Source organism: Mycetocola sp. Y719, from assembly GCF_056713205.1.
Window position 1 is genome coordinate 718,508 of the sequence record NZ_JBWYGY010000002.1, and the last position, 13,974, is coordinate 732,481.

Below are 13,974 nucleotides of genomic sequence, written 5' to 3' on the forward strand. Positions count from 1 at the left end.
GTTTCCGTGCTGAAAGCCGGCATTGGCGACGGATGACGCCGGCTCGGGATGCCGCCGCGAACTCATCCGTCGCATATGCCGGATTCGAAACGTCAAAGTCGACATTCGCGACGGATGAACACGTTACGCACCGGCTACCGCTATGCAACTCGACACTTTCCACAGGCCAGATATTGTGCACACTTTCCCGACGGGACCACCTCCCCGCATGATCCGGTGGGACCGTGGCGGATGCGCACACCTCGTCCTCTACCGTCCGAGCTTTCTGAAGCGTTCACGTTCGCCCAGGCCAGGGGCCTCGGTGTCGGGAGGTCGCGGCTCGATGCGCACGATCTCGACCGGTCGTTTCGGGGAGTGCTTTCCCGGATCCCGATCATCGCCACAGCGTCGGACTCGGCGGAGCGCGCCCGCGCGGACACACTGCGGCGTGCGCAGGCGTACGCGACGGGAATGCCACCGTCTCAGTTCTTCAGCCACACCACGGCCGCGATTCTGTGGGACGTGCCGCTTCCGCGCCTCGGCGGTCAACTCCTCGACGTTTCGGTGTTTCGACCTCGCCGTGCACCGCGAGGGGCGGGCGTTCGCGGTCGCGAGATCGACCTGCGTCTTGCGCACGTGACCATGCACGACGGATTGCGGCTCACGACACCCGCTTCGACGTGGGCCGGACTGGGTGCGCTGCTCCACCCGTACGACCTCGTTGCTGCCGGCGACGCGATCGTCTGCCGGCGAACCTCTGGCGGAGGAAACGGCTCCCACCGGCCACCACTGGCGACCCTGGAGCAACTGCGCGCGGCGATAGACGCGGGGCGCAGGCCAGGCATCGGTGCCCTCCGCGACGCGTTCGGCTGCATCCGCACCGATTCGTGGTCGCGGCCAGAGACGTGGGTGCGACTCATCCTCGTCGACGCCGGGCTGCCTGAGCCCGTTCTCAATTTCGATGCGTACGACGACGGCGGACGTTTCCTCGGATGCGTCGACCTGGCCTACCCGGACCTCAGGATCGCGATCGAATACGAGGGCGCCCACCACTGGATGACGGCAGAGCAGATCCATCACGACATCGATCGTCTCGACAGGCTGGTGGAGAACGGATGGCGCATCGTGCGCCTCACAAAACACCACGTGTTCACGACGCCGCTCGAGGTGGTGCGTCGCGTATCGGTGGCTCGGGAGCAGCGCCTTCCCACCCGCTGAGCCCCGGCCGCACCCCCCGATCGCGTGCTCGCCGACTGGCACGGCCCTGCGCTAGCCTCGCAACACGGCCGACCGGAGTGACCGCGGCCCTTGGGGGGCGTTGTGGCACCGAGAAGCCGTTTGCTCTGCGCCGGCGTGCCCCTCATGATGGCCCTCATCCTGAGTGGATGCAGTTTCGGCACGACGACGGGACCGACCATCGCGTGGACCACACCGACGCCCACTTCATCCCCGTCGTCCACACCGCGGCCGTCGATCGAGCCGCCGGTGCTCGACGTCGGCACCGTGGTGGCGACAGGCACGCTGGTCGGTGATCCCCACATCTCCGGCGACGTCGACGTCCGTGTCACCGGGAAAGGGACCTTCGAACTACGGCTGCTCGACTTCCGTTCCGATCGCGAGGGTGACATCGAACTGCGTGTGTCGCCGATCGTCGTCGGACCCGATGAGAGATGCACGACGTCGAGCATGAATCGCTCGTACGGCAACATCCCGGCCGACCCGGAGCAGGCCTTCCCCTTGCCGCGTGGCGATCCGAGTTTCCTCGACACCGTGCTCATCGCCGTTCCCGATTTCGAGGCGTTTCAGGCGGGATGCTACGTCTCCGTCGCCGCGAGCGCGATCCTCGAATGGACGATCCCGGACATGCGGCCGGGACTCGTCGTCGCCGACTCGGGCAAGACCGGGGGTGCGACCGGTGAGGTGACCCTGGTCGACGGTCAGCCCAGGAGTTACACCGTCGCCGCTGACGACCTCGCCGAGGAGGTCGCTGCCCGCCTCGGAATCTCTGTCATCGACCTGTTCTACCTCAACCCTGACCGACCGGCCCCGGTTCCCTATCCGCTCCTCGACGTCGGCGAAGTCCTCAACCTCAGCAAGGAACACCGCTAGCCGCGCACGTCTGCCGCCCACGACCCGGCGTCAGTCGACGAGCGGCCGCGCGACCACCTGCTCCTCGTACATCCGCGTGTACGTCCTGTCGAGCGCAAGCAGCTCCGCGTGCGTGCCCTTCTCCGCGATCCGCCCGCCTTCGATCACGAAGATCACGTCGGCGGACACCACGGTCGACAGCCGGTGGGCGATCGCGATGGTCGTCCGGCCGGCGGATGCCGCCTCCAGCGCCCGTTGGACGACGCGCTCCGAGATCGTGTCGAGAGCACTCGTCGCCTCGTCGAGCACGAGCACTGCCGGGTCCTTGAGCATCACCCGGGCGATCGCGATCCGCTGTTTCTCACCACCGGACAGCCGGTAGCCACGTTCGCCTACGACGGTGTCGTAGCCCTGCTCGAACGACACGATCGTGTCGTGGATGTTCGCGGCCCTCGCCGCAATCTCGAGCTCCTCATCTGTGGCATCCGGCCTGGCATACCGGAGGTTCTCGGCGATCGAGGCGTGGAACAGGTACGTCTCCTGGCTGACGATACCGATGTTCGAGACCAGCGACTCGTGGGAGAGCTCGCGGACGTCCCTGCCCGCGAAGAGTACGCGTCCCCCTGTCGCGTCATAGAACCGGGGCACGAGGTACGACACGGTCGTCTTGCCAGCGCCGCTCGGCCCGACGAAGGCCGCGAACTGCCCGGGTTCGATCGTGAACGAGACGCGATCGAGCGTTGGCCGGGACTCCGGTGTCGCGTCGGGGTATCGGAACGACACCTCGTCGAAGGTGACGCTGCCGAGGCGACCCCTGGCATCCGTCACAGGCACGGCGTCCGGTCGATCGGCGATCGCCGGCTTGAGATCGAGGTACTCGAAGATCCGGGCGAAGAGGGCACCGGATGTCTGCAGGTCCAGTCCGACTCGCATCAGGGCCATCAGCGGGAAGAGCAGCCGCGACTGCACGGTCGTGAAGGCGACGATGGCGCCCGCTGTGATGTCCGGCGCACCGCCGGCCATGAGCATGCCGGCCACGAGGTACACGATGGCGGGGATCGACGACAGGAAGATGTTCACCATCGCGAAGAACCACTGGCCGCTCATCGTCTGCTTGACCTGCAGATCGACCTGCTCGTCGTTCGACGTCGAATAGCGCGCGATCTCGGCGGGCTGCTGGTTGAAACTCTTCGACAGCAGCACGCCGGAGACGCTCAGGGTCTCTTGTGTGATCGCGGTCATGTCGGAGAGGGATTCCTGCGTCTTGGTCGCGATCCTCGCCCGCACCTGTCCGACACGACGCTGCGCGATCACGAGGATGGGCATGAGCACCAAAGCGACGATCGTCAGTTGCCAGTTGATGAGCACCATCGCCACGAACGCGGCGAGAACCGTCACGGTGTTGCCGAGCACGCTGGCGATGGTGTTGCTCAGCGCGCCGGCGACACCGCCGACATCGTTCTGCAGCCGGGATTGGATCACTCCGGTCTTCGTCCGCGTGAAAAAGCTCAGCTCCATCGCCTGAAGGCGTCGGAACAGGGAGACCCGCAGCTGGCCCATGACCGTGTTGCCGACCGTCGCGGTGAGCCAGGTCTGCCAGACGCCGAGCCCGGTCGCCAGCACATACACGCCGATCATCACCGCGACGATCTGCGTGAGGGCGGGGAGGTTCGGTCCGCCGCTCTCGGGGAACAAGCCCTCGTCGAACGCGCGCTCTACCAGCAGCGGCGGGATGACGCTCAATGCGGCGCCGATCAGAACGAGCGCGATGGTGAGAGAGATCTTTGCGCGGTGCGGCCTGAACAGGGCGGCGATGCGGGGGAACAGGTGCGGGATCCGCGGCGCTTCGGCGTTGACGGCGCGCTGGGCTTCTTCGTCGCCGCCGCCACGCATCCGGCCTCCTCCACCTCCGCCGCGACCTCCGCCGCCGCCCCCATGCATACTCATGGATTCACCCTAACCCCGGCATCAGACTCGCGGATGCCGGGGTCAGGGTGACGAGGATTCGCGTGGCTACCCCTTCGTGGACCCGGCGAGCAGTCCGCGCACGAAGTAGCGCTGCAAGCTGAAGAACACGATCAGCGGCACGATCAGTGAGACGAACGCCGCAGCAGTCAATCGCTGCCAGTCCTGCCCTCTGGTACCGGTGAGTTCCGCGAGTCTCTGCGTGAGTGGAGCGACATCCGCTGTGCCGCCCGAGAAGATCAGGGCGACAAGCAGGTCGTTCCACACCCAGAGGAACTGGAAGATCGCAACGGACGCGATGGCGGGCAGCGAGAGCGGGAGGACGATCCGGAAGAAGATCTGCCCGGGGCTCGCCCCGTCGACACGTGCGGCCTCGATCACTTCACCCGGGATCTCCGAAATGAAGTTGTGCAGCAGGAAGATGATGAGCGGGAGCCCGAACATCGTGTGCGCTATCCAGACCGGCAGGTAATTCTGCTCGGGGATGATCGGGATGATCTCGTGCAGCGTCTCCTGAATCGGCCGGAGGAACACCGTGAACGTCTGCAGCAGCGGAAGAAGTGCCATCTGAAGCGGCACGATCTGCAGTGCGAAGATCAGGATGAACAACCAGCCAGATCCCCTGAACTTCATCCAGGCGAAGGCGTATGCGGCCATGGCCCCGAGGATCAGCGGGAAGATGGTGCCCGGGATCGCGATCGCCAGTGAGTTCACGAAGTACGAACCCAGCTGCGGCGACGATTGGGACGACGAGAGCAGGACTTCGCGGTAGTTGTCCAGGGTGAAGCCGGGGTTCTGGAAGATCGTCCACCAACCGGTGGTCTGGATCAGCTCGGCCGGGCGGAACGACGAGATGAACAGTCCGAAGGTCGGAATGGTCCAGATCACGGCGATCAGCAGGGCGACGATCGAGGCCCTGCGTGAGGTCAGCCGTCGCTTGACCCGGTGCGACTTGGGGCCGACTTCCTCGTCGGCTCCTTTCGCGAGGGCCTTGCCGGTGCCGGCGTCGCCGGTGGTGGGGGCAATCGGTGTGGTGCTCATCGGATTTCCCTCTGCTTCCGCATGACTCGGACGTTGTAGATGACGATCGGCAGAACGAGGATGAAGAGCACGAGCGCGAGCGCCGAGCCCCGTCCGGGTTCAGCGGCCCTGAACGCCTGCGTGTACATCTCGTTGGCGATGACGCTGGTGTCGAAGTTTCCAGCGGTCATCGTGCGCACGATGTCGAACACCTTCAGTGTTGCAATGGAGATCGTGGTGAGAACGACGACGAGGGAACCACGGATGCCAGGGAGCGTCACGTTGATGAACCGCTCCCATGCGTTGGTCCCATCGATCTCGGCGGCTTCGAGCTGCTCCACCGGAACGGCTTTGATGGCGGCAGAGAGCACGACCATGGCGAATCCGGTCTGGATCCAGATCATGACGACGATGAGGAGGAACGTGTTGATCGGGGAGGTCTGCAGCCACTGGACGGGCTCGCCCCCGAACCACACGACGATCTGGTTGAGCAGACCGATCTGCTCGTCGCCTGCCTGCCGGTAGTCGTAGACGAATTTCCAGATGATGCCGGCACCGACCATGGAGATGGCCATGGGCATGAACACGAGTGCCTTGTAGATCTTCTCGCCGCGGGACTTGTCGATGAACATCGCATAGGCGAGCCCGACGGCCGTTGAGATCAGCGGCACGAGCAGGACCCAGACGACGGTGTTGATCAGGGTGCTGATGATCGCGGGCTGCGTGAACATCCAGACGAAGTTGTCGAGGCCGTTGAATTCGCCACCGTTGTCGGTGAACGCCAGGAGGCTCGTGCGGATGGCCGGGTAGATGAGGCCCAGGAGGATGAGGAACAGGGCTGGCGCGAGGAAGACGGCGATCTGGACGTAGTCCTTGCCGCGCTTGGGGCCCCTGTCGAGGATGAAGAACAGGATGCCGATGAAGGCGGCGAAAATGGCAAGGCCGCCTACCACCTGGATTATTTTGCCGATGAGGTCAGCGGTCGTCATTGAACTACGCCTTTCGGAAGTGGGAGATCAAGGGCGGAGCCGCCGGATGGCGACCCCGCCCTCAACAGGTGGTGTCAACTAGCTCTTCGGCCAGCTGTTTTCGATCGCGTCGACCGTCTCCTGGGTGCTGTCGCCGCTGACCCACGCGACGATTCCCTTGAAGAACGAGTCTGCGCCTACTGCGGCCGGCATCAGGTCGGAGCCGTCGAAGCGGAACACGGCGTTCTCGTCCTGAAGGATCTCGATGCTCTGCTTCAGCACGTCGCTCGAAGCGTTCTCGGGGTCGAGACCCTTGTTCGCGCTGATCACACCGCCGAGCTTGACCCGGTTGTTCGCCCAGGTGTCGCTGGAGAGGTAGGCGCGGACGGCGTCGATCTCTTCACCCTCGGAGAATGCGACGGGGAACTCTCCGCCGCCGGTCACTGCCTTGTCTCCGCCGGCTTCGACCGAGGGAAGCAGGAAGGCGAAGACGTCACCGTCTGGGCTGACCTCGGTGCCCTCTGGCCAGAATCCCTCGTAGAAGGATGCCTGGTGGTGCAGAGAGCAGGTGCCCTCGAGGATCGGCAGGCCGGCACCGTTGAACTCGGTCGAGATGACGCTGGAGACGTCACCGAGTCCACCGTTCACCATGTCCGCGTTCTTGATGTACTCGCCTGCAGCATCGAATGCCTCGACGATCTGCGGGTCGTTGAACGGGATCTCGTGGGCGACCCACTGGTCGTAGACCTCAGGACCGGACTGACGAAGGACGAAGTCCTCGACCCAGTCGGTTCCCGGCCAGCCGGTGGCGTCACCGGAGCCGAGGCCGACGCACCATGGCTTGTGGTCGCCTTCGGCAGCGATCTCCTCGCTCAGGGCGGTGAGCTCGTCGAGGGTCTCGGGGACTTCATAGCCCTTCTCCTCGAACTCGGCCGGTGAGTACCAGACATAACCCTTGATGCTCGCCATCAGCGGAGCAGAGTAGAACGTTCCGTCGTGGCTTCCGTAGCCCTTCCAGTCTTCGCCCCAGAATTCGTCGACGTTGGCTTCGACGGCCTCGGGTGCCGGCTGCAGCCAACCACCGGCGGCGAGACGCTGCAGAAGTCCGGGCTGGGGGACGATGCCGATGTCAGGGGCGTTTCCTGCCTCTGCCAGAACGGCGATCTGGGCCTCGAATTCCTTGGTGCCCTGGTAGGACACGTCGATGCCGGTGCAGGTAGCGAAGTCCTTCCAGGATTCGACGAGGCGATCCGCCTCAGCGTCAAGGATGGTGCCACCGATCGTGACCTCGGGGTTGTCGTCGAAAGTGCCGTACGTCTCGTAATCGGCGCAGTCCGTATCGGCCTTGTTTCCCGCTGCCTCATCGCCGGTACAACCGGTGAGTGCGAGACCGACGATCCCGGCGGCCGCGAGCGGCATCAGGATGCGGCGTTTGGTCGTGAAGCTCATCTCTGTTCTCCTCATTGAGTGTGATTTCTCTGGGCTGAGGTTGGGAGCCTCGAGCCTGCTGGTGCAATTCCGGCAGCCCATAGGGAACCGGTTCCATGCAAAAGTTACGGCACCACAGGGAGATACACAAGCACGCTGGGATAACGAAATCAGGGCATGATCGCGCTCTCTCGCGGAAACCTCCGGAGTTTCGGGTAAACGGGCACCGGCACTTCGAGGTCAAAATGTGTAACCGGTTCCATGCCGTGTCCGTTTTCGGTACCCTGTTCCAGACAACTCAGTCCCGGTTCGACGCCGGTACTCAGCCCCCAGCGTCGGGAGGCCACCATGGGCAGCGCAATCGCGGATGTCGCCGCGCGCGCCGGCGTCTCCAAGGCGACGGCATCCCGGGCCCTCTCCGGCAAGGGTTACGTGGCTGACGAAACCCGCAGGCGGGTCCAGCAGGCGGCGAAGGAGATCGGCTTCGTCGCGTCGCCCAACGCTGCCGGCCTCGTCACCGGTCAGACCAAGAACATCGGCGTCGTCATCCCCTTCATCAACCGCTGGTTCTTCGGCGAGATTCTCGAGGGGATCGAGGAGGCGCTGCTCAATCGCGGTTACGACACGACGCTCTACAACCTGCACCCCGGATCGGCCGATCGCGACCGTGTCTTCGACTTCTTCCTCGCTCGCAAGCGGTTCGACGGGGTGATCGCGATCGGGGTCGAACCCACCCCCGGCGAGACGGAGCGGCTCCTGCGCCTGGGCATCCCGATGGTCAGTGTCGGTGCGCCCGTCTCCGGTATCCGGTCACTGACGATCGACGATGTCGGCGCGGCGCGGCTGGCCACCGAACACCTGATCGGGCTGGGCCACCGGCGGATCATGTACATCGGCGGGGTCATCGGTCACCCCGACGAACAGACCATCCACAGCCACAGGCTCGCCGGTTACCTCCAGGCCATGGCTGCTGCCGGCCTCGACAGCCAGATCCGGACAGCCCAGACGGCGATGAGCGTGCCGGGCGGCTACGAGGCGGGCACCCACGCACTCAGCGACGCGACCTCTCGCCCGAGTGCGGTCTTCGCCGCCTGCGATGAGGTCGCCATCGGCGCGATCATCGCCGCGCGCCGCATCGGGGTCCGGGTCCCCGGCGACCTCTCGGTCATCGGCATCGACGGCCACGAGTACGCCGAGATGTTCTCGCTCACGACCATCGAGCAACAGCCGAGGGTGCAGGGGCAGTCAGCGGTCGCCGACCTCCTCGCGGCCGTAGCCGGCGAACCGACAGCCCCTGATGTCATCGAGATGCCTGCACGCCTCGTCATCCGCGCCAGCACGGCGCACGCTCAGCTCGGCGCTGACGCCGTCTGAGACGCGCCGATCGGCCCCCGACGGTCGTTCCTCATTTCCGTGAGCGACCCATTCGGACCGATCGACCGTGGGAGCAGCCGTTTCGGACGGTTCCATGACCGTCTCCGCCGGTACTTAACGGCGAAAGGCGCCGTCCCAGGAGGAACGACGCCTTTCGCGTAACAGACTGTCGAAAACGACAGCGCACGTCACATCAAGTGAGAGCCCCAGAGGGGCGCAAATTACTTGAGGGTGACGGTTGCGCCGGCCTCTTCGAGTGCAGCCTTTGCCTTCTCGGCAGTCTCCTTGTTTGCGCCCTCGAGGACGGCCTTCGGAGCACCATCGACGACGGCCTTGGCCTCGCCGAGACCCAGCGAGGTGAGCTCGCGGACGGTCTTGATGACCTGGATCTTCTTGTCGCCGACCGACTCGAGAACGACGTCGAACGAGTCCTTCTCTTCGACCTCTTCTGCAGCAGCGCCGGCAGCAGCCGGGCCAGCAACAGCAACAGGTGCAGCGGCGGTGACCTCGAAGGTCTCCTCGAATGCCTTCACGAACTCGCTGAGTTCGATGAGCGTAAGTCCCTTGAACTGCTCAAGCAGTTCCTCAGTTGACAGCTTTGCCATGATTTTCTCCCTTAGATTTCTTTGGTCTACTCACCGCTTGCCCAGGTCTGAACCTAGGAAGCGGACTCCTGCTTCTCACGCAGCGCGTCGACCGTGCGAACGGCCTTCGAGAGCGGTGCGTTGAACAGATATGCGGCTCCGAACAGCGAGGCCTTGAAGGCGCCGGCAAGCTTGCCGAGCAGAACTTCGCGGGACTCGAGGTCGGCGAGCTTGCCTACCTCTGCGGCGGTCAGAGGGTTACCGTCAAAGTAACCGCCCTTGATCACCAGGAGAGGGTTTGCCTTGGCAAAGTCGCGCAGGCTCTTCGCGACGGTGACAGGGTCACCGTGCACGAATGCGATGGCCGACGGTCCAACGAGCTCTTCGTCAAACGACGAAATGCCCGCATTGTTCGCGGCGATCTTGGTCAGCGTGTTCTTCACCACGGCGTAGGTTGCGTCTGCACTGATGGTGGTGCGCAGCGTCTTGAGCTGTGCAACAGTGAGGCCGCGGTACTCGGTCAGCAGAACGGCGGTCGAGCTCTGGAATTTCTCCGTGAGTTCGGCAACCGAGGCTTCCTTGTTCGCCATAGCCACTCCTTGATTAGTCTTCCTCGTACCGCGGAAGCGGCACGAGCCTCAGACCCAGTGGGCTCAGAACATGAAAAAAGCTCCGGCGCAAGCGCACGGAGCAGTCAGAGAGAAAATCTCGAGAGTGTTTCGTTCACCTGCGCTGGTTGTCTCTTCATGAGAACCTTCGATCGGATGCTCGCTTGCGCGCGCACGCCGAAAACCTGCGGTCTTTGGTTTTGTCCCAGCTTAGGGCATCCGTCGCCATCCGGCCAAATCGGGCGGCTGCAGGTCAGGCGAGCGGGCTCAGGTGGAGTTCGCGCAGCAGGGCGGCCGGATCGTCGTAGACGGCGATTGCACCGGCGGAGAGAAGTTCTGCGGACGACGTGCCTCCGCACAGCAGCCCGATCGTGCTGACGCCGGCGCGGGAGGCTGCGATGCAGTCCCACACGCTGTCGCCGACGAAGAGCGCATGCGCTGCGGGCACACCGGCCTTCTTCAGGGCGACCTCCACGACCGCCGGATCGGGCTTGGCCGACTCGACGTCATCGGCGTTGGTGACCGCGTCGATGAGGTCGTCGGCGTCGAGGGTGTCGGTCAGCAGCGCGAGCTCGTCCTCAGGGGCCGATGTCGCCAGCACGACGGTCGTGCCGCGGTCCTTGAGTGCTTGCAGGAGCTCCCGCGACCCGCTGAGCGGGGTCAGCCGATAGGCCAGAGAGCGGTAAAAACCGGAATGGAGGGTCTTCGCCTGCTCCCCCAGTTCGTCGGCCCGTTCGCCGAGGAGTGCGTCGAGGAGTTTCGCCGAGTCGAGGCCGATGGAGCGGTGCACTCGCCAGGCCGGCACTGGCACGTTCAGTTCGTCGAAGGCGTGCATCCAGGCCTCGACGTGGAGGTAGTTCGAGTCGACGAGCGTTCCGTCGACATCGAAGAGGACTGCGGCTGGCGTTTCGGTCATGGCGTTTCTTCCCTTGGTTCTGATGCAAGCGCGCGCACGGGCTGGCGAAGGATGGTTCGGAGTTTGGCTGTATCCGTTTTTCGCGGATCGCTGAGGTAGATCTCGTGATGCTTGCCCGTCTCCGCCAGCCCGCGGGAGGGGAGGTAGCGGGAATGCAGCTCGTCGAGGACGGGACCCTCGTCGTCGTATCCTCCGAGATGCAGGGTCTGGATGCTCCGGCCTTCGTCGAGGACGGCGAAACGGAGTCGGGGCACCCCGGGGAGGTGCTTCCTGCCGGTGACGGCATCCGTCGCCTCACTGATCATCGCGCCTGTCACCCAGTCCGGCTGGCGGAGCATCATCGTCCAGTCCCAGTCGCTCTTGCTGCCGGCGGCGAACACGGTGTGGTCGTCGGCCCACCACAGTCCTTCGAGGGGCATGACGACGTAGTCGCGATCGAGCTTCCGCTTGCTGGTGAACTTCACCGCATACGACACCGCGAAGAGAGCCTCGACGGCCTCGGTGTACGCGGACTCGGAGTTCGGGTCACCGTGTCCGTCGACCATCAGGTAGCTCATCGGCGGCACGTCGACCTCGACGAATACGCCCTCTTTCGGGGCGTAGAGGTCCTTGCGCTCCGCCTTGAGATCGACCTTGGTCATCCGGCCCTCCGCTCGCGGCCACTCTACCCTCCGCCCTGCGCCCGTTGCCGAGAGTGCAGTAGTGGCGGGAAAAACGTCGATCTTCGAGCCACTACTGCACTGTCGGCGCCGCCAGCGGGAGGGTGACCCGGAACTCGGTGCGACCGGGCTCGGACGCAACAGCGACAGAGCCGCCGTGCGCATCGACGACGCCTGCGACGATCGCGAGTCCCAGGCCGGTGCCACCTGAGGCACGCTGCCGCGACGCGTCGCCACGGACGAAGCGCTCGAAGACGTTCCCGAGCACGTCGGGGTCGATGCCGGGGCCGTCGTCGGTGATCGTGATCACGGCATCCTTCTCCGTTGTCGTCAGCCGAGTCTCGACGCGTGTCCCCGACGGGGTGTGCACCCGCGCGTTGGCGAGCAGATTCGAGACGACCTGGAACAGCCTCTGCATGTCTCCGGTCACCTCGACTGGTTCGCGAGGACCGTCGAGCGCCCAGTCGTGGTCTGGCGATGCCGCGCGCGCGTCGCTGACCGCGTGACTGAGCAACGCGGTCAGATCGACGGGCTTCTTGACGAGTTCGCGACCCTCGTCGAGTCGGGCGAGGAGGAGCAGGTCCTCGACGATCGCAGTCATCCGCACCGCCTCGGATTCGATCCGGCCGAGCGCGTACGTGGCGTCCTCAGGGAGCTGCTCCCCCGATCGACGGGTCAGTTCGGCGTAGCCCCGGATGGATGCAAGTGGGGTCCGCAGTTCGTGGCTGGCGTCGGAGACGAAGGTCCTGACCTTGTTCTCCGACGCCTGTCTGGCCTGCAGGGCGTCCGACACATGGCCGAGCATCCTGTTGATCGCGGCACCGACCCTGCCGACCTCGGTGTGCGGGTCTGCGTCCTCTTCTGGCACTCGAACGGCGAGCGCGACCTCGCCGCGGTCGAGGGGCAGCTCGGAGACGTCGGATGCCGTCTGCGCCACACGCTCGAGCGGGCGCAGCGTGAGCCGGACGATGAGGTAGGCGGCACACCCGGCGATGGCGAGGGCACCGAGAGAGATCGCCGCGATCCCCGCGATCAGTTGTCCGACGGTGAAGTCGAGGTCGGCCAGTGGCAGCCCGACGACGAGCGCGCCTCTTGCGGTCTCGACAGCGGCGACCCGGTAGCGACCGAGGTCTCCGGGGAGGTCGACCGAAACGGGGTCGGCACCGAGCTCGAGCGTGAGGAGCGCTTCGACCTGGGCCGTGGTCAGCGGCAGGAGATTGCCCGCGTCGTCGGTGTAGCCGGCGTAGCGCACGGCGCCACCATCGATGATGGCCCCGAGCGTGCCTGCGGACTGTCCAGGCGCCCCGATGAAATCGGGCACAGGGGGCTGGGCATCCTGCGGGAACTGCCCCCCGCGCTGTCCGACGTCGGCGGCACCCGACGACCGGCTGGTCGCAGCGGTGAGCTGGCTGTCGACGCGGTCGAGCAGGACGGTCTGGACGCTGAGCACGCTCGACGTCCCGATCACCACGGCGGCGAGCGCCAGAAGTGCGACGACGGCGACGATGAGTCGGCGCCGCAAGGTCCACCGTGACAGGTGTGTCACGCGGAGACCCCCGCTGGCTTCAGCATGTAGCCGGCACCGCGGACGGTGTGGATCATCGGCGCCCGGCCGGCGTCGATCTTCTTGCGCAGGTAAGAGATGTAGATCTCCACCACGCTGGATTTGCCCTCGAAGTCGTAACTCCAGACCCGGTCGAGGATCTGGACCTTGCTCAGCACTCGGCGCGGGTTCCGCATGAGGAAGCGCAGCAGTTCGTACTCGGTCGCCGTGAGGTCGATCGGCACACCCGCCCTCGAGACCTCGTGGCTGTCCTCGTCGAGACTGAGATCCCCGATGGTGAGCAGCGGCCCGTCGGATGCCGCCGTGAGGGTCGACCGGCGGATGAGCCCCCTCAGTCGCGCCACGACTTCCTCGAGGCTGAACGGCTTGGTGACGTAGTCGTCGCCGCCGGCGGTGAGACCGGCGATGCGCTCGTCGAGGGCATCCTTCGCGGTGAGGAAGAGCACAGGGACGTCGTCGCCCTCTGCCCGGAGGCGCTGGAGCACGGTCAGGCCGTCGAGATCGGGAAGCATGATGTCGAGGACGACCGCGTCCGGTCGGAACTCCCTGGCGATGGCGAGAGCGCTCCTGCCGGTGTCAGCCGTGCGGATCTCCCACCCCTCGTAGCGCAGGGCCATCTTGAGCAGGTCCGTCAGGCTGTGCTCGTCGTCGACGACGAGCACGCGGATCGGGCTTCCGTCTGCACGACGCAGAGGAGCAGACGGCTGGGACGAAGAGGAAAGGAATGTGCTCACGCGTTCCAGTATCGACGTATTCCTATGAGCATCCTATGAACCGCCGATGTCCGGGCTGTGACCGCAGGAAACCGCGCAGGGCAAACA

At 65.2% G+C, this 13,974-nt stretch carries 13 protein-coding genes; 3 read left to right on the forward strand and 10 right to left on the reverse strand.

The window, feature by feature from the left end; genetic code table 11:
• Nucleotides 1-354: 354 nt before the first annotated feature.
• Complete coding sequence (locus AC1M0F_RS09675) at nucleotides 355-1,197, forward strand: endonuclease domain-containing protein (protein ID WP_480238017.1); 843 nt, start codon at nucleotides 355-357, stop codon at nucleotides 1,195-1,197.
• 144 nt (nucleotides 1,198-1,341) lie between these two features.
• Nucleotides 1,342-2,088, forward strand: coding sequence for a hypothetical protein (locus AC1M0F_RS09680; protein ID WP_480238018.1), 747 nt, complete (start codon nucleotides 1,342-1,344; stop codon nucleotides 2,086-2,088).
• 30 nt (nucleotides 2,089-2,118) lie between these two features.
• Here the strand turns inward: AC1M0F_RS09680 and AC1M0F_RS09685 are convergent, their stop codons facing one another.
• The 4 genes from AC1M0F_RS09685 to AC1M0F_RS09700 form a co-directional block, all read right to left on the reverse strand.
• Nucleotides 2,119-4,014, reverse strand: a complete 1,896-nt coding sequence (locus AC1M0F_RS09685; RefSeq protein ID WP_480238019.1) for an ABC transporter ATP-binding protein — start codon at nucleotides 4,012-4,014, stop codon at nucleotides 2,119-2,121.
• A 66-nt stretch (nucleotides 4,015-4,080) separates the two neighbouring features.
• A complete protein-coding gene (locus AC1M0F_RS09690; RefSeq protein ID WP_480238020.1) occupies nucleotides 4,081-5,073 on the reverse strand; it encodes a carbohydrate ABC transporter permease in 993 nt (330 codons plus the stop codon).
• Nucleotides 5,070-6,041: a carbohydrate ABC transporter permease gene (locus AC1M0F_RS09695; RefSeq protein ID WP_480238021.1), complete on the reverse strand. Its 972-nt coding sequence runs from the start codon at nucleotides 6,039-6,041 to the stop codon at nucleotides 5,070-5,072. Before AC1M0F_RS09695 ends, AC1M0F_RS09690 begins: the two co-directional genes overlap by 4 nt.
• A 78-nt stretch (nucleotides 6,042-6,119) precedes the next feature.
• Nucleotides 6,120-7,469, reverse strand: a complete 1,350-nt coding sequence (locus tag AC1M0F_RS09700) for an ABC transporter substrate-binding protein (RefSeq protein ID WP_480238022.1) — start codon at nucleotides 7,467-7,469, stop codon at nucleotides 6,120-6,122.
• 327 nt (nucleotides 7,470-7,796) lie between these two features.
• Between AC1M0F_RS09700 and AC1M0F_RS09705 the strand changes: the two genes are divergently transcribed.
• Nucleotides 7,797-8,822: a LacI family DNA-binding transcriptional regulator gene (locus AC1M0F_RS09705; protein ID WP_480238023.1), complete on the forward strand. Its 1,026-nt coding sequence runs from the start codon at nucleotides 7,797-7,799 to the stop codon at nucleotides 8,820-8,822.
• A gap of 221 nt (nucleotides 8,823-9,043) precedes the next feature.
• On the opposite strand, the gene rplL is transcribed toward AC1M0F_RS09705, so the two are convergent.
• From rplL to AC1M0F_RS09735, 6 genes are all read right to left on the reverse strand, one after another.
• A complete protein-coding gene (gene rplL, locus AC1M0F_RS09710; protein ID WP_480238024.1) occupies nucleotides 9,044-9,427 on the reverse strand; it encodes a 50S ribosomal protein L7/L12 in 384 nt (127 codons plus the stop codon).
• Between the two features lie 53 nt (nucleotides 9,428-9,480).
• Nucleotides 9,481-9,996 carry a 50S ribosomal protein L10 gene (gene rplJ / locus AC1M0F_RS09715; RefSeq protein WP_480238025.1) on the reverse strand — a complete coding sequence of 172 codons (516 nt, stop codon included), beginning with the start codon at nucleotides 9,994-9,996 and terminating at the stop codon, nucleotides 9,481-9,483.
• A gap of 271 nt (nucleotides 9,997-10,267) precedes the next feature.
• A complete protein-coding gene (locus tag AC1M0F_RS09720) occupies nucleotides 10,268-10,930 on the reverse strand; it encodes an HAD family hydrolase (protein WP_480238026.1) in 663 nt (220 codons plus the stop codon).
• The gene (locus tag AC1M0F_RS09725) at nucleotides 10,927-11,571 is read right to left on the reverse strand and encodes a GyrI-like domain-containing protein (protein WP_480238027.1); all 645 of its coding nucleotides are present in this window, start codon (nucleotides 11,569-11,571) and stop codon (nucleotides 10,927-10,929) included. The genes AC1M0F_RS09720 and AC1M0F_RS09725 overlap by 4 nt, the downstream gene beginning before the upstream one ends.
• 91 nt (nucleotides 11,572-11,662) lie before the next feature.
• Nucleotides 11,663-13,135, reverse strand: coding sequence for a sensor histidine kinase (locus AC1M0F_RS09730; RefSeq protein WP_480238028.1), 1,473 nt, complete (start codon nucleotides 13,133-13,135; stop codon nucleotides 11,663-11,665).
• Nucleotides 13,132-13,887 carry a response regulator transcription factor gene (locus AC1M0F_RS09735; protein WP_480238029.1) on the reverse strand — a complete coding sequence of 252 codons (756 nt, stop codon included), beginning with the start codon at nucleotides 13,885-13,887 and terminating at the stop codon, nucleotides 13,132-13,134. Before AC1M0F_RS09735 ends, AC1M0F_RS09730 begins: the two co-directional genes overlap by 4 nt.
• Nucleotides 13,888-13,974 lie beyond the last annotated feature (87 nt).